This window comes from Streptomyces sp. NPDC085866, assembly GCF_044541035.1.
GTDB lineage: Bacteria > Actinomycetota > Actinomycetes > Streptomycetales > Streptomycetaceae > Streptomyces.
The window spans coordinates 52,163-73,116 of record NZ_JBITSQ010000002.1 but is presented as its reverse complement, the minus strand read 5'-3'; the positions used below and the strand labels follow the sequence as shown (position 1 = coordinate 73,116).

Genomic DNA, 20,954 nt, shown 5'->3' with positions numbered 1-20,954 from the left:
TTTCGCAGGCCGTCGGGGAAAACCGGTTGAAATTCACCACTCTGCGACGCGACCCTTTCACGGTTTGTTCCCGCCTCCCGTCCTCCCTGACACGAGCCACTGGGACGTCATGCAGATTCAAGACCTTCCGTATTCCGACCCCGGCGTGCCGGACGCACGTTCGGGTCCTCGCCTCCTGTGGTGGCTCTGGCGCAATCAGATGGGCGGCCAGCTCAAGTCGCTCGCCTGGGGCCTGCTGCACTTCGTCGCCGTTTCCGCCCTGCCCTTCTGCGTCGGTCTCGCCGTCGAGGCCGTCATAAAGCACTCAGGCACCCGGCTCGCCCTGACGGGTGTTCTGATGCTGCTGTGCGGCACGGCCATCGCCGTCGGCGACACCTTCCTGCACCGGACCGCCGTCACCAACTGGATCACCGCCGCCGCCCGGATCCAGCAGTTGCTGGCCCGCAAGGCGGCCCAACTCGGCTCCGCGCTGACCCGGCGAGTCGCGGCCGGCGAGGTGGTGGCCGTGTCCACCGGCGACGTGGAGAAGATCGGCTGGTTCGTCGAGGCCGTCTCCCGCTTCACCGCCGCCGCGCTGACCGTCGTCGTGGTCTGCGTGGGACTGGTCGTCTACCAGCCCGCCCTCGGTGCGGTCGTCGCCGTGGGCCTGCCGATCGTCGCGCTGGCCGTGCTGCCACTGCTGCCCAGGGCCACCCGTCGCGCCGACATCCAGCGCGAGAAGGCGGGCCGGGCCACCGAACTGGCCTCGGACACCGTCGCCGGACTGCGCGTGCTGCGCGGGATCGGCGGCGAGGAACTGTTCCTCGACCGCTACCGCCGCGCCTCGCAGGAGGTACGGCACGCGGCCGTGCGCAGCGCCCGGATGTGGTCGCTGATCTCCGCGATCCAGGTGTTGCTGCCCGGACTGCTGCTCGTCGTGGTCGTCTGGCACGGCACCCACCTCGCCCGCCAGGAGCGGATCACGGTCGGCGAACTCGTCACCGTCTACAGCGCGGTCATGGTCCTCAACTACCCGCTGCGGCACTTCGAGGAGATCGCCATGGCGTACTCCTTCTCCCGGCCCTCGGCCAAACGGGCAGCGCGCGTGCTGTCGCTGGAGCGGTCCACGGACGCCGACGGCTCTCGCACGGACGCTGTGCCGGGCGGCGACCTGTACGACCCGGCCACCGGTCTGCTCGCGACCTCCGGCCGGTTCACCGCGGTGGTGTGCGGCGACCCCGACGCGGCCGGGCGACTCGCGGAGCGGCTGGGCGGCCACCCCGCCGAGCCGGGCCCGGCAGTGCTGCTCGGCGGGGTGCCGCTGGACGACCTCCCGCTCGACAGCGCCCGCACCGCTGTACTCGTCCAGGACAAGGACCCGGTACTGCTGTCCGGCTCGCTGCGCGAACTGCTCGACGTGCCCTCTTCCGGTGCGGTGAGCGCGGAGGACGCGCTGGCGGCCGCGCAGTGCGAGGACGTCCTGGACGCGCTGGTCCAGGGGTCGCTGGACGCCGCCGACCCGATGGACGCCCGCATCACCGAGCGCGGCCGCTCCCTGTCGGGCGGCCAGCGGCAGCGGCTCGCACTGGCCCGGTCCCTCATCACCGACCCCGAGGTGCTGGTGCTGGACGAGCCGACCTCCGCGGTCGACTCGCACACCGAGGCCCGGATCGCGGACGGGCTGCGGCGGCTGCGCTCCGGCCGGACGACCGTGGTCTTCACCTCCTCGCCGCTGCTGCTGGACCGCGCGGACCACGTCGCCCTCGTCCACCAGGACGAGGTGGTGGTGGTCGGCGCGCACCGCGAACTGATCGACACCGAACCGCGGTACCGAGCCGTGGTGACACGTGAGACCGACGAGGAGCTGGCCGCGGCCGACGGGGATACGGCCCTGGTCGACGGGGGCACCCTCCTGGGTGCCTTCGACAAGCTGGAAGAGATCGAGGAGAGCGCATGATCGGCGTTGCGCCACCGGCGTACGACCCGGCGGCCCCGACGACCGCCACCACCCTGCCCGTCGGCGCGGCCTCGACCGTGCGCGCGTACGTGTCCGAGCTGTTCCGCCGGCACCGCCGGGCCTTCCTGCTCCTCATCGCCGTCAACACCGTGGCCGTGGTCGCCTCCATGGTGGGCCCGTACCTGCTCGGCGGCCTCGTCGAACGCGTGTCGGACGGAGCACGGGAACTTCATCTGGGCCTGACCGCAGGGCTGTTCGTGTGCGCCCTCCTCGTACAGGCCCTGTTCGTCCGGCGGGTGCGGCTGCGCGGTGCGGTGCTCGGCGAGCGGATGCTGGCCGACCTGCGCGAGGACTTCCTCGTCCGCTCGGTGGGATTGCCGCCGGGCGTGCTGGAGCGGGCCGGCACGGGTGACCTGCTCTCTCGCATCACCACCGACATCGACCGCCTCGCCAACGCCATGCGGGAGGCCGTACCGCAGCTGGCGATCGGTGTCGTGTGGGCGCTGCTGCTGCTCGGCGGGCTCGTCGTGACGGCCCCGCCGCTGGCGGCCGCCGTACTGCTCGCGGTACCGGTGCTGTTGGCGGGGTGCCGCTGGTACTTCAAACGGGCGCCCTCCGGCTACCGCTCCGAGTCCGCCGGGTACGCCGCCGTCGCCGCCGCGCTCGCCGAGACCGTGGACGCGGGCCACACCATCGAGGCGCACCGCCTGGGCGCCCGGCGCATCGCCCTGTCGGAGCGGCGGATCAAGGAGTGGACCGCCTGGGAGCGGTACACCCTCTGGCTGCGGTCCGTGCTCTTCCCAGTGATCAACGCCGTCCACGTCATCGTGCTCGGCTCGGTCCTCATGGTCGGCGGTGCGTTCGTGCTGCAGGGCTGGATCGGGGTGGGTCAGCTGACGACGGGCGCGCTCGTCGCTCAGATGCTCGTCGACCCGGTGAACCTGATCCTGCGCTGGTACGACGAGGTGCAGGTGGCCCAGGTGTCGCTCGCCCGGCTGGTCGGTGTCCGGGACATCGAGCCGGACACCGGGGACGCCTCGCTGGCCCCCGGTGGACGGGACGTGCACGCCGACCGGGTGCACTTCGGCTACCGCGAGGGCGTCGACGTACTGCGCAAGGTCTCGCTGCAGGTCGCCCCGGGCACCCGGCTGGCCCTGGTCGGACCCTCGGGTGCGGGCAAGTCCACGCTGGGCAGGCTGCTCGCCGGCATCTACGCGCCCCGGGACGGCCGCATCACCCTCGGTGGCGCGGAACTGTCCCGGATGCCGGCCGAACGCGTCCGCTCGCACGTCGCCCTGGTCAACCAGGAGCACCACGTCTTCGTCGGCTCCCTGCGCGACAACCTCCTGCTGGCCCTCCCCCACTCTCGGCTTCGTTCGAGCGGGGGGACCCCCATCGGCAGCCACGACGCCGAGCTGTGGGCGGCGCTGGGCGCGGTCGACGCGGACGGCTGGGCGCGGGCGCTGGACGACGGGCTCGACACAGAGGTCGGCTCCGGCGGACTGGCGCTCACCCCGGCGCAGGCCCAGCAGATCGCACTGGCCCGGCTGGTGCTGGCCGACCCGCACACCCTGGTCCTGGACGAGGCGACCTCGCTGCTCGATCCCCGCGCGGCCCGCCACCTGGAACGCTCCCTGGCCGGCGTCCTCGACGGCCGCACGGTGGTCGCCATCGCCCACCGCCTGCACACCGCCCACGACGCCGACGTGATCGCCGTCGTGGAGAACGGCCGCATCAGCGAGCTGGGCAGCCACGAGGAGCTGGTCGCGGCGGACGGGGCGTACGCGGCGCTGTGGCGGTCGTGGCACGGCTGAGTACTCGCGGGCAGGGGCTGAGGATCGTGTCGCCGCATTCGTGGCGACACTGACGGCGACCACGCACGCGGCGTCACGGACAGTGACCGCATGGGCCGGACGGGGGCGGGTGGGTGACCCCGGGAAGGAGCGGAGAGGCGGGGCCTGGCGAGGGTGCGCGGCCACGAGCCACCGCCCGTGCCGTTGCGCAGTGCCGAACAGGGGTGGAAGGCTGGATAGCGGCACCGACTCGGGGAACGGCTGGGACGCCTTTGGTTCCGGCCGCGTGAAACCCGTGCCGAGCGTGCCGGCGGCGCCCTGCCCCTCGCCGGGGCACGAGGCCGTCCTCACCACCTGGAGGTACCCGTGGACAGCGCCGACGGATGGGGGGACGACGTCTACCAGCCCGATGCCTCGGAGGTCCGGGAGGACTCGGGCGTGCTCGACGTCGAGGACACACTGGACTTCGACGGCGTCGATGACCCGCTGGACCGCGGCTGGTCCCCTCCGGAGCGGCCGTGGGCGGTGGAGCACAACGGGGTGACGGCGAGCGAACGCCTGTCCGGGGAGACGCTGGACCAGCGGCTCGCCGAGGAACTGCCGGACACGGTCGCACCCGACAGCGACGGCATCGGCGACTGCGAGGCCGACGGCGAACTCCTCGACAACGAAGTCGGTGCGCGCCGCTCCGGCCGCCTGGTCGCCCCCGACGAAGGCGCCCACGAGGACGAGGAGAGCGCCCTCATCGCCACCGACGTCGGCATCGACGGAGCCGCCGCCTCCGCAGAGGAGGCCGCTATGCACATCGTCGACGAGGACTCCCTCTCCGGCTGACCAGGACGCCCCCTGCCCGACCGCCCCGCGCGAGGAGCCGCGATGCAGCAGGACAAGCACCCCGAGTACCACGCCGTGGTCTTCCGCGACCGCGCCGCCGGCTACGCCTTCCTCACCCGGTCCACGGCCAGCAGCGAGCAGACCATCGAGTGGGACGACGGCGAGACCTACCCGGTGATCGACGTGGAGATCTCCTCCGAGAGCCACCCCTTCTACACGGGCAAGGCCCGCACGGTGGACACCGAGGGCCGCATCGCCCGGTTCGAGCGCCGGTACGGCGGGGCGGAGCCGGGCGAGCCGGGCTGACGCGGCCGGGAGCGTCAGATCACGTTGAGGGCCGCCGCGCAGCCCACTCCCCCGAGCAGCATGAACACCGGCATCAGCACCTTCAGCTCGACCCAGCTGCCGGCCCGGAACCGCATCGCCTTGGGCGGCCCCATCGGGTACCAGCGCTTGCGGCCCACCGGAATCGGCCACAGGATCGGGCAGCCGGACACCGTCAGCGCGTCCCCGATGTCGTGCACCAGCGCGCCCAGCACGATCGGCAGCCCCAGCCACAGGTACTCCTGCCCCGGCGCGGTGAACAGCCAGTCGGAGCCGTTGCCCGGCTTGTCCAGGATCCCCGCGAGGATCCAGGCGCTCGTCGCCGCGAGCAGCCAGACCAGGACATCGCTGCTGGAGCCCCGGGCCGCCCGCCACAGGAGCCCTTCGATCGCCAGGACCATGTGCACGAAGAGGATGGCCAGCACCGCCCACCGGCCACCGGCGAGCGCCACCGCGGAGCTGCCGGCGCCGATGAGGACCGCCCACAGCCAGGTGTGTGTGAGCGTGCGGTGGCCGCCCGAGCGCCGCGCGTCGCCCTTCTTCCTGGTCGACTTGTAGACGGCGTACGACAGCTTGTCCACGATCTCGCAGAGCCATCGCGAGACCGGCCCGAAGGCCCGCGAGATGGTGGCCGCCTTGTGGTCGAGGTCCGGGGCGAGCGCCGCACCGGCGCAGATCAGCGCACCGACGAGCAGGACCGGCCAGGGCATCGGGTGCCCGGCCGCGGCGGCCGCCGCTCCTACGCCGAGCCAGGCCGCGGCCCCCGACAGTGAGTGTGCTGGTCCCATCATGGCCGCTTCCCGCCCCATTCCTCATGTGCCGCTGTCCAGTTGACCCGGTGCACTGACGCGCCGTCGGCGACACAGCGTAGCTGCCGTGATCTTCGCACTCACAGCCGATTCCCCTCTCGGGGAGAAGGCCAGGCAAGATGGGTGCGTGACCCTCATCGATCAGCTGCCGCCGACCGCCGACCCCGACGCCCTGTACGAAGCCTTCGAGTCGTGGGCGCAGGAGCGCGGTCTCACGCTCTACCCCCACCAGGAGGAGGCGCTGATCGAGGCTGTCTCCGGGGCGAACGTGATCGTCTCGACGCCCACCGGCTCGGGCAAGAGCATGATCGCGGCGGGCGCGCACTTCGCCGCGCTGGCCCGGGACGAGGTCACCTTCTACACGGCTCCGATCAAGGCGCTGGTGTCGGAGAAGTTCTTCGAGCTGTGCAAGCTCTTCGGCACCGAGAACGTCGGCATGCTCACCGGCGACGCCTCCGTGAACGCCGACGCGCCCGTGATCTGCTGCACCGCCGAGGTGCTGGCGTCGATCGCACTGCGCGACGGCAAGAACGCGGACGTCGGCCAGGTCGTGATGGACGAGTTCCACTTCTACGCGGAGGGCGACCGGGGCTGGGCCTGGCAGATCCCGCTGCTGGAACTGCCGCAGGCACAGTTCATCCTGATGTCGGCCACTTTGGGCGATGTGACGTTCTTCGAGAAGGACCTCGCCCGCCGCACCGGCCGCCCCACCGCGGTGGTCCGCTCGGCCACCCGCCCGGTGCCCCTCTCCTACGAGTACCAGCTCACCCCGCTCACCGAGACGCTCACCGATCTGCTGGAGAGCAAGCAGGCCCCTGTGTACATCGTCCACTTCACCCAGGCTCAGGCCGTGGAGCGGGCACAGGCCCTGATGAGCATCAACATGTGCTCGCGCGAGGAGAAGGACCAGATCGCCGAGCTGATCGGCAACTTCCGCTTCACCACCAAGTTCGGCCGCAACCTCTCCCGTTACGTCCGGCACGGCATCGGCGTCCATCACGCCGGCATGCTGCCCAAGTACCGACGCCTGGTGGAGAAGCTCGCCCAGGCCGGTCTGCTCAAGGTCATCTGCGGCACGGACACGCTCGGCGTGGGTGTCAACGTGCCCATCCGGACGGTGCTGTTCACCGCGCTGACCAAGTACGACGGCAGCCGGGTGCGCACGCTGCGGGCCCGCGAGTTCCACCAGATCGCGGGGCGGGCCGGCCGGGCCGGTTTCGACACGGCGGGACTGGTCGTGGCGCAGGCGCCCGAGCACGTCATCGAGAACGAGAAGGCGCTCGCCAAGGCCGGCGACGATCCGAAGAAGCGCCGCAAGGTGGTGCGCAAGAAGGCGCCGGAGGGCTTCGTCGGCTGGACGGAGAACACCTTCGAGAAGCTGATCGCGTCCGATCCCGAGCCGCTCACCTCGCGGTTCCGGGTGACCCACACGATGCTGCTGTCGGTGATCGCCCGTCCCGGCAACGCCTTCGAGGCGATGCGCCACCTCCTGGAGGACAACCACGAGCCGCGCAGGCAGCAACTGCGCCACATCCGGCGGGCGATCGCGATCTACCGCTCGCTGCTGGACGGCGGGATCGTGGAGAAGCTCGACAAGCCGGACGCCGAGGGCCGCATCGTGCGGCTCACCGTCGACCTCCAGCAGGACTTCGCCCTCAACCAGCCGCTGTCCACGTTCGCGCTCGCCGCTTTCGAACTGCTCGACCCCGACTCGCCGTCCTACGCCCTCGACATGGTGTCCGTGGTCGAGTCCACACTGGACGACCCGCGACAGATCCTCGCCGCCCAGCAGAACAAGGCGCGTGGTGAGGCCGTGGCCGCGATGAAGGCCGACGGTGTCGAGTACGAGGAGCGCATGGAGCGCCTCCAGGACATCTCGTACCCGAAGCCGCTGGAAGAGCTGCTCTTCCACGCGTACAACACCTACCGCAAGAGCCACCCGTGGGTCGGCGACCACCCGCTGTCGCCCAAGTCCGTCATCCGGGACATGTACGAACGGGCGATGTCCTTCACCGAGCTGGTGTCCTTCTACGAGCTGGCCCGCACCGAGGGCATCGTGCTGCGCTATCTCGCCAGCGCGTACAAGACCCTCGACCACACCATCCCGGACGACCTGAAGTCCGAGGATCTCCAGGACCTGATCGAGTGGCTCGGCGAGATGGTGCGCCAGGTGGACTCCAGCCTGCTCGACGAGTGGGAGCAGCTGGCCAACCCGGAGGAGATGACGGCCGAGGAGGCCCAGGAGAAGGCCGACGAGGTCAAGCCGGTCACGGCCAATGCCCGCGCCTTCCGGGTCCTGGTCCGCAACGCCATGTTCCGCCGTGTGGAGCTGGCCGCCCTCGACCAGGTCGAGGACCTGGGCGAGATGGACACCGAGGCCGGCTGGGACGCGGAGGCGTGGGGCGAGGCGATGGACAAGTACTGGGACGAGTACGAGGACCTCGGCACCGGCCCCGACGCCCGCGGCCCCAAGCTGCTGGTCATCAAGGAGGAGCCGGAGAACGGCCTCTGGCGCGTCCGCCAGATCTTCGACGACCCGAACGGCGACCACGACTGGGGCATCAGCGCGGAGATCGACCTGGTGGCCTCCGACGCCGAGGGACGTGCCGTCGTGCGCGTCACCGATGTCGGCCAGCTCTGACCACAGGAGATTCCCACCGATGACGAACCCGGCCGAGAGACTGGTCGACCTGCTCGACCTGGAGCAGATCGAGGTCAACATCTTCCGCGGCCGAAGCCCGCAGGAGTCCCTGCAGCGGGTCTTCGGTGGCCAGGTGGCGGGCCAGGCACTGGTCGCCGCCGGCCGCACCACGGACGGCGAACGCCCGGTGCACTCGCTGCACGCGTACTTCCTGCGCCCGGGCCGGCCGGGCGTGCCCATCGTGTACCAGGTGGAACGGGTCCGCGACGGCCGGTCGTTCACGACGCGCCGGGTCACGGCCGTGCAGCAGGGCCGCACGATCTTCAATCTGACCGCCTCCTTTCACAAGCCTGAGGAAGGACCGTTCGAGCACCAGCTGCCGCCGGCCCGTGAGGTGCCGGACCCGGAGTCCCTGCCGACGGTGACAGAGGAGATCCGCAAGCATCTGGGCGCACTGCCGGAGCAGCTGGAGCGGATGGCGCGCCGCCAGCCCTTCGACATCCGTTACGTCGACCGGCTGCGCTGGCACGCAGAGGAGATCGAGGGCGGCGAGCCGCGCAGCGCCGTGTGGATGCGCGCGGTCGGTCCGCTCGGTGACGACCCGCTGGTGCACACGTGCGCGCTGACCTACGCCAGCGACATGACCCTGCTGGACGCGGTCCGCATCCCGGTCGAACCCCTGTGGGCCGCGCGGAACTTCGACATGGCCTCGTTGGACCACGCCATGTGGTTCCATCGGCCGTTCCGCGCGGACGAGTGGTTCCTGTACGACCAGGAGTCCCCGATCGCGACCGGCGGGCGCGGTCTGGCCCGCGGGCGCATCTACGACCTGCAGGGGCGGCTGCTCGTGTCGGTCGTCCAGGAGGGTCTGTTCCGGGCCCTGTAGCGCGGGGCTCAGACCTCGGCGGGCCGGGGGTTTCTGCGGCGGAGCCAGGCCCGCAGTCCGCGGGGCGGTCGCGGTGCCTCCGGCCGGGAGTCGTGGTCCCCGGGTGTGGTCGGCGGGGCCGATCGGGGCGTGGGCACGGTGGTAGGCCGTGCAGCCGGGCGCGGGGCTGGTGCGTGGTTGCGGGCCTGCCCCACCGCGTGCGCCAGGTCGCTCCGCAGCCAGCCGATCTCGTCCGGGTCCTGCGCCGTCATCAGCTGCTCGGCAAGATGCGCGGACGGTGAACCCGGCGCTCCGTGGTCGAGCGGAGCGGGCCGGAAGCGGTTCAACTGGGCGCGCTCATAGGGGTCCTTGACCACGTCCGCGACGTCGACGGGCGGGAGGAAGGCGGCCACGACCCCGGCACGTGCCCAGGGGCCCTCGGACTGCCTTGTCAGAAAACCGAGTTGCCGACCCCGCCAGTTGCGGGCCCGAAGGTCGACCCCGGCCGCCAGTTGACCCCTGAGGCTCTCGGGCGTACGCCCCCTGAGCAGGTGTGCGTTCTCCGTACCGGCCGTGAACTGCCGTACCTCCTCTGCCAGATAGAGCCAGACCACAGCTCGGTAGCGGTTCAGATAAAAACGCACCGGCACCAGCAGACCCAGTCGGGCGAGCCGAGTGAACCTGCCCGCGGGGATCTCCATGAGCGCGGCACCCTCTGCCGCGCCCACGACGCGCAGGCGCTCACGGAGCGTGTCGGGAAAGCCGTCCTGGGTGCGCAGCCGGTCGATCTCGGCCCGTTCGACCCGGCGTCCCCCGCCTCCGCCCTCGTCGGGCACGGTCCGGATGCGGCCGAGATGGACGGCGAGGTCGAACTCGCGGCGCCGGATCCCCAGTTCACGAGCCGCTCGGCCCGGCGTGCAGGTGACGGTGCGGGCGGGGACGAAGGTGCTTCCCGACATGGTCGTACTCCCCCGTGGAGTCGATGGCTCACGCCCTGTGCGTTCGCCGTGCACACACCGTAGCCGGTTCGACGCACATCGTGGCCAGCCTGTGGATAACTCCACGGCGCGAGACAAAGACGCAGGTCAGAGATCTGACAGCGGGGCGCGATCGGGCTGCCGGGCATCCACGCCGAGGTGCTCGCCGACCCGGTTGACAAGCAGGGTCATCTCATAGGCGATCTGGCCGATGTCGGCCTCCGCACCGCTGAGCACGCACAGGCAACTGCCGGTGCCGGCGGCGGTCACGAACAGCACGGCGTCGTCGTACTCGATCATCGTCTGACGCACCCTGCCCGCGCCGAAGTGGCGCCCCGATCCCTTCGCGAGGCTGTGCAGCCCGGACGCGACTGCGGCCAGATGCTCGGCGTCCTCGCGGCGAAGGCCGGTGCTCGCTCCCGTGACCAAGCCGTCGTTGGACAGGATCAGCGCGTGCCGCACATGGTCCACCCGCCCGGTCAGATCGTCCAGGAGCCAGCCGAGTCCCTGGTTCTGCGCCATGTTCCGTCTCCCCGTGTGACGTCTCCCCCTGGCTGGAGGAACTGTCCGCCAGCCTTCCCCACGACCGGCCTACGGGCAAGCAGGATGGGCGTATGGCACAGAAGATGACCGATGAGGAATGGCGGGCGTTCGTCTCGTACGGCACCCGAACCGGCAAGCTGTCCACCGTAAGCGCCGATGGGAGCCCGCATGTGGCCCCGATCTGGTTCCTGCTGGACGGGGACGACGTGGTCTTCAACACCGGTAAGGAAACCGTGAAAGGGCGCAATCTCGCCCGTGACGGACGGATCGCCCTGTGCGTGGACGACGACCGGCCACCGTTCCACTTCGTGGTGCTGCAGGGGCGCGCCCGACTGTCGGAGGAGCTGGACGAGGTGCGTCTTTGGGCCACCCGCATCGCCGCCCGGTACATGGGCGAGGAGCGGGCGGACGAGTTCGGCGCCCGCAACGGCGTGCCCGGCGAGCTGCTGGTCCGGGTCGCCGTGGAGAAGGTGGTGGCGCTGAAGGATCTGACCGGCTGAGGCTCAGCCCACCGAGTCGAGGAGTCGGGCGGTGTGCATCCGCCCGGCGTACTCGACGAGGCGGATCAGCACCTCCTTGCCGGAGTCCCGGTCGCGCGCGTCGCACAGGACCACGGGTGTTCCGCGGTCCAGGTCCAGGGCCCGGGAGACGTCGTGGGCGCCGTAGCTGCGCGCTCCGGCGAAACAGTTGACGGCCACGACGAACGGGATGCGCCGGTGCTCGAAGTAGTCGACGGCCGGGAAGCAGTCCTCCAGGCGGCGGGTGTCGGCGAGGACCACGGCGCCGAGGGCTCCTTGTGCCAGTTCGTCCCACAGGAACCAGAAGCGGTCCTGTCCGGGTGTGCCGAAGAGGTACAGGGAGAGGCCGGAGCGGATGGTGATGCGCCCGAAGTCCATGGCGACGGTCGTGGTGACCTTCTGGTCCACGCCGTCGGTGTCGTCAACGAGCTGGCCGGCTTCACTGAGGAGTTCCTCGGTGCGCAGCGGGCGGATCTCGCTGACGGCCCCGACGAGTGTCGTCTTTCCGACACCGAAGCCGCCGGCGACCAGTATCTTCAGCGCCAGGGCGGAGATGTCGACGGCGGCGTCTGAGTGCTCGGAGACCATGATCACTTCTCTCGGGAGGGCCGGCTTCGGTCGGTGTCGGACTGCTCGGGGCAGGAAGTCAGCATCATGACAACTCCGCTATTCCCCTGCGGGATTGGACCGGAAGACGCCTGATGTGACCGAATCGCGCCCGGTCGGTTCCGGAACGCGCACGGAACGGGATGCCGTGAGACATCCGTCGGATTCTGAACGTTCATCTACAGTGCCCGCAGCCCCTCGATGACCTCACGGAGAATGCGTTCGTCCGGCAGGTGGGCCGGGGGTACCGGGCGGCTGACGGCGACGCAGCCCAGTTCCAGGAGGTCACCGAGGAGCACCCTGACCACGCCCACCGGGAGGTCCGCGTCGGCCGCGAGTTCGGCGACGGACTGTGTCTCGATGCGGCACAGGTCGACCAGGGCGCGGTGTTCGGGGCCGAGCAGGGTGTCGTCGTCCACCGCGGGTGCGGCGGGGTCGAGGGTGACGAGGGCGATCAGGTCGAAGCGCACTCCGGTGGGGCCGGGCTGGGTGCGTCCGCCGGTCATGGCGTAGGGGCGAACCAGGGGCCCGGCCTCGCCGTCGTACCACTGGCTGCCCTGCTCGCGCCGGGCGCCGCTCGGGTTCTCGGTCATGGGTGGGTGCCGCCCTTCCGGCTCAGCCCGCGGCAGGCGGCTGGGCGGCGACGCGGGGCGCTGTGTAGAGGTGCTCGCCCACGCGTTTGACCAGACGTGCCATCTCGTAGGCGACCAGCCCGATGTCGGCGGTGACGGCGGTGAGCACCGCGAGGCAGGAGCCTTCACCGGCCGCGGCCACGAAAAGGAAGGCGTCGTCCATCTCCACCATGGTCTGGCGCACTCCTCCCGCCCCGAAATGCCGTCCCGCGCCCTTGGCGAGGCTGTTGAAGCCGGAGGCCACGGCCGCGAGGTGCTCCGCGTCCTCCCGCGCGAGGGCGGTGGAGGCGCCGACGGCCAGGCCGTCATTGGACAGCACGACGGCGTGCCGTACCTCGCTCACCCGCATCACCAGGTCGTCCAGCAGCCAGTCGAGTTCACCGGATCGCTGGGCGGCACTCATGCTCGGGTCCTGGATCATGCCGGGTCTCCTTCAGTGCTGTCACTGCCCGTTTCGGGTTCCGGGGCGGCACCGCGGCCGGGTTGCCTGCCGCCGCCGCGGGCCCAGCCCGCGCGGTAGGCCGCCATGCGGTCCCGTACGAGTTCGGGGGTGCGCCGGTCGTCGCCGCGCGGGCCGGGTTCCGGCGCCGTCCCTTCGGGGCGCTGATGGCGGAGTTGGGGCGCGAGGCTCGCCTGGCGCACGCGACGTGGAAGGTCGTCGACGGATTCGGAGTCGTTCGGAGGGCGGTGCAGCCTCAAGGTGGTGACTCCGGGGGGCGGGGGTTCGTGCGCGGGGGTCGAGGGGGCCGGGACACCGGCCCCGAGGGCGGGCCGACCGGTCTGCGCGGTGACCTCGGAGGGCGGCGGGGGCGCGTCGGGCACGGGCGCGTACTCGCGCGACCGTTCCGGCCGTGCCGGTGCCTCCTCCTGGGAGGGGCGTTCGGCGGCGCGGGTGTGCAACAGGGCGGTGGGCACCAGGACGACCGCGGTGGTGCCTCCGTAGGGGGAGGTGCGCAGGTGCACCTTGATGCCGTGCCGGGCGGCCAGCCTGCTGACCACGAACAGTCCGAGGCGGTCGCTGTCGAACAGGTCCAGGGCCTCTGACTGTTCGATCCTCCGGTTGGCCTCCGCGAGGGTGTCGGCGCCCATGCCGAGGCCACGGTCCTCGACTTCGAGGGCGTAGCCGTTGCCGACGGGTTCTCCGGTGACCCGCACGCGCGTGTGGGGCGGCGAGAACTGGGCGGCGTTCTCGACGAGTTCGGCGAGCAGGTGGGTGACGTCGGCGACCGCCGCGCCGATGACGGACGCCTCGGGGAGCTGGCGAACCTCCACGCGCGCGTAGTCCTCGATCTCGGAGACGGCGGCGCGTACGACGTTCGTGAGGGACACCGGCATGCGCCAGGCCCGGCCGGGTGCGGCTCCGGAGAGAATGATCAGACTCTCGGCGTGGCGCCGCATCCGGGTGGTGAGGTGGTCGAGGCGGAAGAGGTCGCTCAGCTCGTCGGGGTCGTCGGAGCGCCGCTCCATGCTGTCGAGGAGGCTGAGCTGGCGGTGGACGAGCACCTGGCTGCGGCGGGCCAGGTTGACGAAGACTCCGGAGATGCCGCTGGCGAGTTCGGCGCGCTCGACCGCTGCGTGCAGGGCGGCACGGTGCACGGTGGTCAGGGCCTCGGCGACCTGGCCGGTCTCGTCCTCGGCGGGTGGTCCGGCGGGCGCCTCGGCCTGGATGTCGATCTCCTCGCCGGTGCGCAGTCTCCGCATCGCCTCGGGGAGTTTGCGCCGGGCGATCTCCAGAGCGTCGTTGCGCAGGCTGACCAGTTCGACCACTAGGGCCCGTCCGATGCGGACGGAGATGACGAGCGAGGCGGCGACGGCGGCGAGGCCGAAGAGCACCGCGGCGCCGGCGGGGCTGAGGAAGCCGCGTGTGAACGGGTCGGCGCGGCCCGCGACGGCACGGCCGGTGTCCGTCGCGATGGTCCGCATCCCGTCCTGCACGCGCGCGTAGGTGATGTTCCAGGCGCTCGCCGGTGCGGTGTCCACCGCCTTGGCACCGGTGCCGGCGGTGATGATCTTGTCCTCCGCGGCGGTGAGGCCGGCATAGGCGCTGCTGCCGGCCAGGTCACGCCAGGCGGCTCGCTGAGTGCCGGGCAGGTCGGCCACCGCCGCCTCGGAGAAGTTGCGGCGCGTGGCGACGGCCGCGCCGAACAGCCGCAGCCGTTCGCCCTGCAGGCCGGCGGCCGGGCGCGCGCTGCCGAGAATCGCGTCCTCCTGGGCCAGCGCCTCGGCGGCGCGGGAGAATTCGAGCAGCACGCGCGCGTCGGAGCCGACGTCGGCCTGCTGGACGCCGGTGAGGGCGCCGTCCACCGTGAAGGCCGTACCGATGGTGTTCGTGTACTGCGCGTACACCTGACTCCAGCCGGCCTTGTGGTCGCGTACGGCGGTCCGCAGCGCGCGCAGGTGCTCGGCGCCGGTGACGAAGTCCTCCAGGCGTCCGCCGACTCCGGCGGGCAGTTCCTGGCTGTCGGCGACTGTGTTGCCGTGGCCGAGCCGCAGCTTGGCCACTGCACGGTCGGTACGGGCGGCGAGGCCTTCGAGGTCGTCACCGCCTCCCGCGCCCGGGTCTGCGGCATGGCGCACGGCCGCGGCCCGCTCGGTCTGCAGTGCGGCGACAGCTGCGGCCACCGGGGCGCGCAGCTCGGCTTCGACCCGCTGGGACTGCCGCAGCCGGGCCACGTCCTGGACGGTGCTGACGGTGGCGTACGCCCACAGGGCGAGCAGGGAGACGACGGGCACCATCAGCAGGCAGACCACCTTGGCACGCACCGTGCGGGCACGCATGCGCCAACGGCCCGCGCGCGGGGGCGCGTTGTCCGGCAGCGTGTCGAGGGGCCCGCCCGCCTCCTCGTCGGCCGGTGGTCCGGCGTGTGCGCGACGGCCGCGGGGCGGGGGCGGGGACTGCGCCGGGGTGCCGGCTCTGGGGGTGCTACGGGGTGGGCGCATGGCCTCCTCGCTCGGGACGTGGGTCGGGGCTCCGGGGCCGGGCTCCCGCTAGCGGGCGACACTCCGGACGGGCCGCTGGGCCGAGGCGGACGCCTCGCGTTCGTCGGCCGTGGGCGAGAGGGCGACGAAGGCCGAGGTGAGGAACAGATAGGACCCGAGGCCGACGGCGAGGGGGAAGATGAACTGCATCGCCGTGGCCCCGGGCAGAACCTCGCCCGAGGGGGTGACGCGCGCACTCACCGCGAACATCCCGGTGTAGTGCATGCTGCTGACGGCCGCCCCCATGACGAGGGAGGCGAGAGAGACCGCGAGGGGTGACTTGATGTTGAGCCCCGCCCACAGGGCCGCGGTCGCCGCCACGACGGCGATCAGGACCGAGAGCCCGACGAGGACGGGGTCGTAGTGCACTTGACCGTGCAGCCGTACCGCGGCCATGCCCAGGTAGTGCATGCTCGCGACGCCCAGCCCGGTGGTGAGACCTCCCAGGAGGAGCGCCCGGTTGCGGTCCTTGCTGTATCCGACGGCGAAGACGCCGGCGCAGACGACGACCATGGCGACGACGAGACTCAGGACGGTCAGCGGCACGTCGTACCGGATGTCGGTGCCGCTGACGCGGAAGCCGAGCATGGCCACGAAGTGCATGGTCCAGATGCCCGTCCCGATCGCGGAGGCGGCGGTGACGAGCCAGTTGCGACGCGACCGGCCGGTCGTGGCGAGCGCGCGCACGGTGCAGCGCAGTCCCAGTGCGGCGCCTATGCAGGCCATCACGTACGACAGCGCGGGGGTCAGCCAGCCGAAGGCGGCGTGGTCCAGGTGTCCCATGGCCCAAGGACGCTAGTCGGGGCAGGGGCGCACGAAGGGGGCGCATTTCGAAAGGTGTTGGAATATGACACAGAGAGGCGATGGAACGATCGCGTCCAGCTCGAACATGCGCGCAGGCACGTCCCCCGTGCCGGTGAGGGATCATGCGGGGCATGAGCGACGACCACACGCATGTCCAGGAGTTCTTCACCGCCCGCGCCGCCGACTGGGACAGCAGGTTCCCCGATGACGGTCCCGCCTACACGGCCGCCGTCGCGAACCTCGACCTGCGCCAGGGTGACCGCGTGCTCGACGCCGGCTGCGGCACCGGACGCGCCCTTGCGCCCTTGCGTGCCGCCGTGGGGCCGTCCGGAGTGGTGGCCGGGGTCGATCTGACCCCGGCGATGCTTCAGGCCGCCGTGCGGGCCGGGCGGCACCAGGCGGGGCGGCTGCTGCTCGCGGACGTCGCCGCCCTGCCGCTGCGGTCGGGTTCGATGGACGCCGTGTTCGCGGCGGGCCTGATCGCGCACCTGCCCAAGCCCTCCGAGAATCTGCGGGAGCTGGTCCGCGTGGTGCGGCCGGGCGGCGTGCTCGCGCTGTTCCATCCCATCGGCCGGGCGGCCCTGGCGGCGCGTCAGGGGCGGCAGATCACCCCCGACGACCTGCGGGCCGAGGCCAACCTCGGCCCTCTCCTGGCCCGCTCGGGATGGCGCATGACGTCGTACGTCGACGAGGACGCCCGTTTCCTCGCCCTGGCGGTGCGCGAGGCCTGACGGCAGGTGCGGATCAGTTCCGCCCCGCCACGGCGGCCACGAAGGCGTCGGGGTTGTCGAACATGACGTTGTGCCCGGCGCCGGGCACCGTCACCACGCGGACCCCGGCGGCTTCCAGGTCCTCCCTGCCCGGGAGTTCGCCGCTGTGCTCGCCCTGAAGGTAGACGCGGTCGATCGCCAGGTCTTCCAGAAGGGTGCGCATCACGGGGTCAGAGCCACGCCGCAGACCGACCGCGCTGCGGTGCAGCGCACGCGGATCGGCCAGCCGCATCGTGGCCGCCCACAGCGGGCCCACGGCCTCCAGCACGCGCGCGTACTGCTCCTCGACGAACTCGTCCTCACCGTAGGCGGCGATGCCGCTGCTCGCCGCCGTCTGCGGCGGGAAGGCGTCCAGATTGGCCTCCGTGAGGACCAGCCGGGAGGCGAGGTCGAGCCGCCGGTGGGCGAGCACGATCGCGACGGCGCCGCCCATGCTGTGCGCGATCAACTCGGCACCGGTGACGCCGGCCTGGTCCAGTGCGGCCGCCACGGCGTCGGCGTTCTCCTCCAGTGTGTAGCCGAAGTGCTCGGGCCGGTCGCTGATGCCGTGCCCGGGAAGATCCACGAACAGGCTGCGCCTGCCCGCGAGTTCGGGGCGGGCCGCGATGTGCGCGTGGTACACGGAGGAGACCGATCCGAGTCCGTGCAGGTACACGCGCGCGGGCCCCTCACCGGGCACCTCCGTCCACCGGATCCGGCTCCCCTTGCCGTCGAATTCGGCCTGCTTCACGGTGCCCCTCCCTGATGCCTGCGATGACGTGCAGCCAAGATACATCGACACCGATGTATAGCGGAAACAGAATATTGAGGTCCCGTTGTACAGCGGACATACGAGAGAATGCGGGCATGCTGGAACTCGCCATCCTCGGTTTCCTGTACGACGCCCCGCTGCACGGCTACGTCCTGCGCAGGCACATCGCCGCGCTCACCGGGCACGTGCGGCCCGTCGCCGAGAGCACGCTGTACCCGGCGATCAAACGGCTGGAGAAGGCGGGCCTGCTGGCGCGGGCCACCGAGCCCGGTGCCGTGGCCGCGCCGCGTCACGTGCTGACGCTCACCGAGGAGGGCAGGCAGGAGTTGCGGCGCCGCCTCGCCGACCCCGGGCAGCGCGAGATCACCGACGAGAACCACTGGTTCACGCTGCTCGCGTTCCTGCGCCACCTGGACGACCCGGCGGCCCAGGCGGCCGTGCTACGGCGCCGACTGGCCTTCCTGGAGGAACCGGCGAGCTTCTTCTACGACGGCGACCGGCCGCTGGCCGCCGAGGAACTGGACGACCCGTTCCGGCGCGGGGTGCTCAAGATCGCGCGTGCCACGAGCCGCGCCGAACTCACCTGGCTGCGCGAGACCCTCGCCTCACTCGAGGCCGTCGGCCGCTGAGGTGTCCAGGTGCCGTACCGGGCAGCCGCCCATCCCCGGGACCGGACGGGTGCCCAGGTCGGCCGGCCGGTAGCCGTTCGGATAGCCCTTGATCTCCCGGTTCTGCCGTGCGAAGTGCGGTGTGCGGCGCGGCGGCAGCAGCCGGACCAACCGGCCACGGGTGCGCACCGCGCGGCGCACGAGCGAGGACATGGCCGGGCTCGGCGGCTCGTAGTGGAAGGCGCTCAGCAGCGGCTCGTCGAGGAGAGCGAGGGTGGCCGTGCGCAGCAGCGGTGCCAGCGGGCGCGGGTACCAGGACGCCATCAGGTCGAGTGTGGCGTCGGAGACCCGCCGGCCCTGGGCGTCCCAGTCGAAGTGCGCCTCTTCGTAGGCGTCGAGGAGCGCTTCGAACTCCTCGTAGGTCTCGGGGATGCCGGGAATGCCCATGTGCCGGCCGAGGGTGCGGTAGTACTCGGTGGTGGCGACGACCTCGTGCCGGGACAGGCGACGCCAGCCGTATGCGTCGATCCAGCGCCTGGGCACCACCACGAAGGTGGACAGCACGTAGCGCATGTCGTCGTCGCCGATGTCGTAGCTGCGGTGCATCTGGTTGATGCGGCGGATCGCGGCGCGGCCCGCGTCAGCGGTGAACCCGTGTTCCACGACGGCGTCGAGGAGCAGCACGGTGTCGTCGTAACGCTTCTGTGTGCGCTCGGTCAGCTCAGCGGTCTGCGCCAGCAGCCGTCCGATGCTGGGCACGGCGTAGGTGCGGTACAGAGCCAGCTCCAAGGCACGCGTGTAGTCCCAGGGGAATTCGAACGCCACGCTGAGCCGGTAGATCTCAAGAGCGTCCGCCACCGGATCCATCCGGCGGATCTGCTCAAGCCGCTCGAAGCGCTTCACCGCGCCGCCCCCCTTCTGTTGCCGAAGCTCCAACTCTACGTTGAACAGGAGCAAGTGAGCGATCAGCGACGACCGTTCAGGGGTAAGGTGGGGCACGTGTTCGACGTGATGCGCAAGTACGCCGCCAGATTCCGCACCTCCTCGCACGCGGAGACGGTGGACACTAGGGACCGGCGTGCACACAACTTGTTCGAAGCGGCGGCCGCCTATGTGGCGGCCTGCGCGGAGGACGATCAGGACCGGATCGACGAGGCGGCGGCTTGGGTGTCTCCCGAGGCGCTGTCGTTCGGGGTGAGCGAGCTGGCGTGCCGGGCCGTCATCGCGCTCGCCCGGGAGCGCGACGAGTCGCCCGGGGCGGTGGCTCGCGACCTCCTCGGGCTGCCGACGGCCTGAAAGGCGAACCCCGCCGGTGGCCATTTCGCCCCCGTCCAGGTGGAAACCTGCAGCTCCGCGTGGTGTGCGGAGTCGTGACAAGCGGCTTCCGCTCGCACTAGGGTGCGCGCCGATGGACGAACCACTGGGGAGGCAGGGATGGCCGGGACGGACGATGAGGCCGTCGCCGCCGCGGACGACGCGCTGTACGTGCTCACGGCGGTGCTGCTGACGCCGGCGCAGTTTCCGAGCGTGCTGGGCGACGACTACCTGGAGGCCTGCGCGGCGCTGGACCTCGCGCCGCGCGCCGACGGGTACGGCCTGGTGCTCGGGCAGGACGGCGAGGGCGCCCGCTGGACGGTCGTGATCGACGACGTCTCGCTGGTCGCCGTGGCGATCGCATCCTGGGACTGCGGCATGGAGTACGAGCTGTCGCCGGACGAGCGCACGGTCGTGGCGGCCCTGCCGGGCTGGCCGCTGGCGGTCGCCGTCGCCGCCCCCGGCGTGCCGGCGCCGCACGACCCCGGCCCCGAGGTCGCGGAGGGGCCGGCCCTGACCCCGCCGGACACCAGTTCCTGGGGTCCGGCCCAGCGGCGTTTGGGCGCCGACGAGATCGCGCTGCAGTGGGCGGTCTGGCGGGAGCAGATCGGCGACGACTATCTCCCCTCGTCCGGTGAGCGGACGGAGACGCCGGAGGCCGCGGCGGACGACGAGGAGAACGCACCGAAAAGCGGCCACCAAGGCATCCGACGGGTGCTCGCGGAGGCGCGCGCCTACGTCGACGCTCCGCCGCCGCTGGGCCGGGTGCGCTCGTCGTTCGCCCCGGGCGACGCCCGGACACTGCGCGCCGACGGCCCCGGATGGTCGATGGTGGCGCGCACCGACGACATCGCGTTCGTCCTGCTCGACGAGGAGCCCGGTGAGGTCCTGCCGGTGGGCCGGGGTCCCGAACTGCCCGGTCTCCTGGAGGCGCTCGACAAGATGGCCGTACGGCCCAGCTGACCCAGTGGGGGCCGCCCCCTCCGCGGAGGCGCGGTCCCCGACGGCCCGGGGCGGGCCCGCGGCCGCCCCGGCGAACGGACCAGGTCCGTTCGCCGGTCTCTCAGCGGCCGAGCTCCTTGCGTCCGACTCGGCGGAGCCTGCGCCGCTGCGAGGGGTCCAGCGCCAGGTACGCGGCGGCCGGAACCCCCACCACGATGAGGAACGCCACCCACCAGGGCAGCCATATCAGCAGGATGAGACCGACCGCCACACCCCCTACGGCGATCTTCGCGTTCTTGGACATGAGC

Annotated in this window: 22 protein-coding genes; 11 read left to right on the top strand and 11 right to left on the bottom strand. The window is 71.6% G+C overall.

What is annotated here, in order from left to right; genetic code table 11:
- Positions 1–109: 109 nt before the first annotated feature.
- The 4 genes from ACIF83_RS03785 to ACIF83_RS03770 all read left to right on the top strand — a co-directional run bounded on the left by ACIF83_RS03785 (position 110) and on the right by ACIF83_RS03770 (position 4,869).
- Positions 110–1,936 carry an ABC transporter transmembrane domain-containing protein gene (locus tag ACIF83_RS03785; RefSeq protein ID WP_399723232.1) on the top strand — a complete coding sequence of 609 codons (1,827 nt, stop codon included), beginning with the start codon at positions 110–112 and terminating at the stop codon, positions 1,934–1,936.
- Positions 1,933–3,750 (top strand): ABC transporter ATP-binding protein, encoded by a 1,818-nt coding sequence (locus ACIF83_RS03780; RefSeq protein WP_399723230.1) that lies wholly within the window; start codon positions 1,933–1,935, stop codon positions 3,748–3,750. Before ACIF83_RS03785 ends, ACIF83_RS03780 begins: the two co-directional genes overlap by 4 nt.
- A 345-nt stretch (positions 3,751–4,095) precedes the next feature.
- On the top strand, positions 4,096–4,563 hold the full coding sequence (locus tag ACIF83_RS03775; protein ID WP_393478411.1) for a DUF5709 domain-containing protein: 468 nt from the start codon (positions 4,096–4,098) through the stop codon (positions 4,561–4,563).
- A 42-nt stretch (positions 4,564–4,605) separates the two neighbouring features.
- Complete coding sequence (locus ACIF83_RS03770; RefSeq protein ID WP_393478409.1) at positions 4,606–4,869, top strand: type B 50S ribosomal protein L31; 264 nt, start codon at positions 4,606–4,608, stop codon at positions 4,867–4,869.
- A 14-nt stretch (positions 4,870–4,883) separates the two neighbouring features.
- On the opposite strand, the gene ACIF83_RS03765 is transcribed toward ACIF83_RS03770, so the two are convergent.
- Complete coding sequence (locus ACIF83_RS03765) at positions 4,884–5,678, bottom strand: metal-dependent hydrolase (protein ID WP_399723227.1); 795 nt, start codon at positions 5,676–5,678, stop codon at positions 4,884–4,886.
- Between the two features lie 145 nt (positions 5,679–5,823).
- Here ACIF83_RS03765 and ACIF83_RS03760 point away from each other — a divergent pair, with 145 nt between their 5' ends.
- Positions 5,824–8,337: a DEAD/DEAH box helicase gene (locus ACIF83_RS03760; protein WP_393478405.1), complete on the top strand. Its 2,514-nt coding sequence runs from the start codon at positions 5,824–5,826 to the stop codon at positions 8,335–8,337.
- A 19-nt stretch (positions 8,338–8,356) separates the two neighbouring features.
- Complete coding sequence (locus ACIF83_RS03755) at positions 8,357–9,223, top strand: acyl-CoA thioesterase (RefSeq protein WP_393478402.1); 867 nt, start codon at positions 8,357–8,359, stop codon at positions 9,221–9,223.
- Between the two features lie 8 nt (positions 9,224–9,231).
- Here the strand turns inward: ACIF83_RS03755 and ACIF83_RS03750 are convergent, their stop codons facing one another.
- Positions 9,232–10,161, bottom strand: a complete 930-nt coding sequence (locus ACIF83_RS03750; protein WP_399723225.1) for a DUF6397 family protein — start codon at positions 10,159–10,161, stop codon at positions 9,232–9,234.
- 126 nt (positions 10,162–10,287) lie between these two features.
- Positions 10,288–10,701: a roadblock/LC7 domain-containing protein gene (locus tag ACIF83_RS03745; protein WP_393478399.1), complete on the bottom strand. Its 414-nt coding sequence runs from the start codon at positions 10,699–10,701 to the stop codon at positions 10,288–10,290.
- A gap of 92 nt (positions 10,702–10,793) precedes the next feature.
- Between ACIF83_RS03745 and ACIF83_RS03740 the strand changes: the two genes are divergently transcribed.
- Complete coding sequence (locus ACIF83_RS03740; RefSeq protein ID WP_398140016.1) at positions 10,794–11,222, top strand: PPOX class F420-dependent oxidoreductase; 429 nt, start codon at positions 10,794–10,796, stop codon at positions 11,220–11,222.
- Between the two features lie 3 nt (positions 11,223–11,225).
- Here the strand turns inward: ACIF83_RS03740 and ACIF83_RS03735 are convergent, their stop codons facing one another.
- From ACIF83_RS03735 to ACIF83_RS03715, 5 genes are all read right to left on the bottom strand, one after another.
- Positions 11,226–11,828: an ATP/GTP-binding protein gene (locus ACIF83_RS03735; protein WP_393478395.1), complete on the bottom strand. Its 603-nt coding sequence runs from the start codon at positions 11,826–11,828 to the stop codon at positions 11,226–11,228.
- A 197-nt stretch (positions 11,829–12,025) separates the two neighbouring features.
- On the bottom strand, positions 12,026–12,439 hold the full coding sequence (locus ACIF83_RS03730) for a DUF742 domain-containing protein (protein ID WP_393478393.1): 414 nt from the start codon (positions 12,437–12,439) through the stop codon (positions 12,026–12,028).
- A gap of 22 nt (positions 12,440–12,461) precedes the next feature.
- Positions 12,462–12,899 carry a roadblock/LC7 domain-containing protein gene (locus tag ACIF83_RS03725; RefSeq protein ID WP_393478390.1) on the bottom strand — a complete coding sequence of 146 codons (438 nt, stop codon included), beginning with the start codon at positions 12,897–12,899 and terminating at the stop codon, positions 12,462–12,464.
- On the bottom strand, positions 12,896–15,418 hold the full coding sequence (locus ACIF83_RS03720; protein WP_399723222.1) for a nitrate- and nitrite sensing domain-containing protein: 2,523 nt from the start codon (positions 15,416–15,418) through the stop codon (positions 12,896–12,898). The genes ACIF83_RS03725 and ACIF83_RS03720 overlap by 4 nt, the downstream gene beginning before the upstream one ends.
- Before the next feature lie 48 nt (positions 15,419–15,466).
- The gene (locus tag ACIF83_RS03715) at positions 15,467–16,240 is read right to left on the bottom strand and encodes an MHYT domain-containing protein (protein WP_399723220.1); all 774 of its coding nucleotides are present in this window, start codon (positions 16,238–16,240) and stop codon (positions 15,467–15,469) included.
- 152 nt (positions 16,241–16,392) lie between these two features.
- Here ACIF83_RS03715 and ACIF83_RS03710 point away from each other — a divergent pair, with 152 nt between their 5' ends.
- Positions 16,393–16,992 (top strand): class I SAM-dependent methyltransferase, encoded by a 600-nt coding sequence (locus tag ACIF83_RS03710; RefSeq protein WP_393478383.1) that lies wholly within the window; start codon positions 16,393–16,395, stop codon positions 16,990–16,992.
- A 13-nt stretch (positions 16,993–17,005) separates the two neighbouring features.
- Here ACIF83_RS03710 and ACIF83_RS03705 read toward each other — a convergent pair whose 3' ends face one another.
- Positions 17,006–17,761, bottom strand: coding sequence for an alpha/beta fold hydrolase (locus ACIF83_RS03705; RefSeq protein WP_399723218.1), 756 nt, complete (start codon positions 17,759–17,761; stop codon positions 17,006–17,008).
- Positions 17,762–17,877: 116 nt separating this feature from the next.
- On the opposite strand from ACIF83_RS03705, the gene ACIF83_RS03700 reads away from it, so the two are divergent.
- Complete coding sequence (locus ACIF83_RS03700) at positions 17,878–18,411, top strand: PadR family transcriptional regulator (RefSeq protein WP_393478377.1); 534 nt, start codon at positions 17,878–17,880, stop codon at positions 18,409–18,411.
- Here ACIF83_RS03700 and ACIF83_RS03695 read toward each other — a convergent pair.
- Positions 18,388–19,293: an oxygenase MpaB family protein gene (locus tag ACIF83_RS03695; protein ID WP_399723216.1), complete on the bottom strand. Its 906-nt coding sequence runs from the start codon at positions 19,291–19,293 to the stop codon at positions 18,388–18,390. The genes ACIF83_RS03700 and ACIF83_RS03695 overlap by 24 nt on opposite strands.
- Positions 19,294–19,389: 96 nt before the next feature.
- On the opposite strand from ACIF83_RS03695, the gene ACIF83_RS03690 reads away from it, so the two are divergent.
- Positions 19,390–19,686 carry a hypothetical protein gene (locus ACIF83_RS03690; RefSeq protein WP_393478371.1) on the top strand — a complete coding sequence of 99 codons (297 nt, stop codon included), beginning with the start codon at positions 19,390–19,392 and terminating at the stop codon, positions 19,684–19,686.
- A 138-nt stretch (positions 19,687–19,824) separates the two neighbouring features.
- Positions 19,825–20,667 (top strand): hypothetical protein, encoded by an 843-nt coding sequence (locus ACIF83_RS03685; RefSeq protein WP_398140009.1) that lies wholly within the window; start codon positions 19,825–19,827, stop codon positions 20,665–20,667.
- 100 nt (positions 20,668–20,767) lie between these two features.
- Here the strand turns inward: ACIF83_RS03685 and ACIF83_RS03680 are convergent, their stop codons facing one another.
- Positions 20,768–20,950: a hypothetical protein gene (locus ACIF83_RS03680; protein ID WP_393478365.1), complete on the bottom strand. Its 183-nt coding sequence runs from the start codon at positions 20,948–20,950 to the stop codon at positions 20,768–20,770.
- Positions 20,951–20,954: the final 4 nt, after the last annotated feature.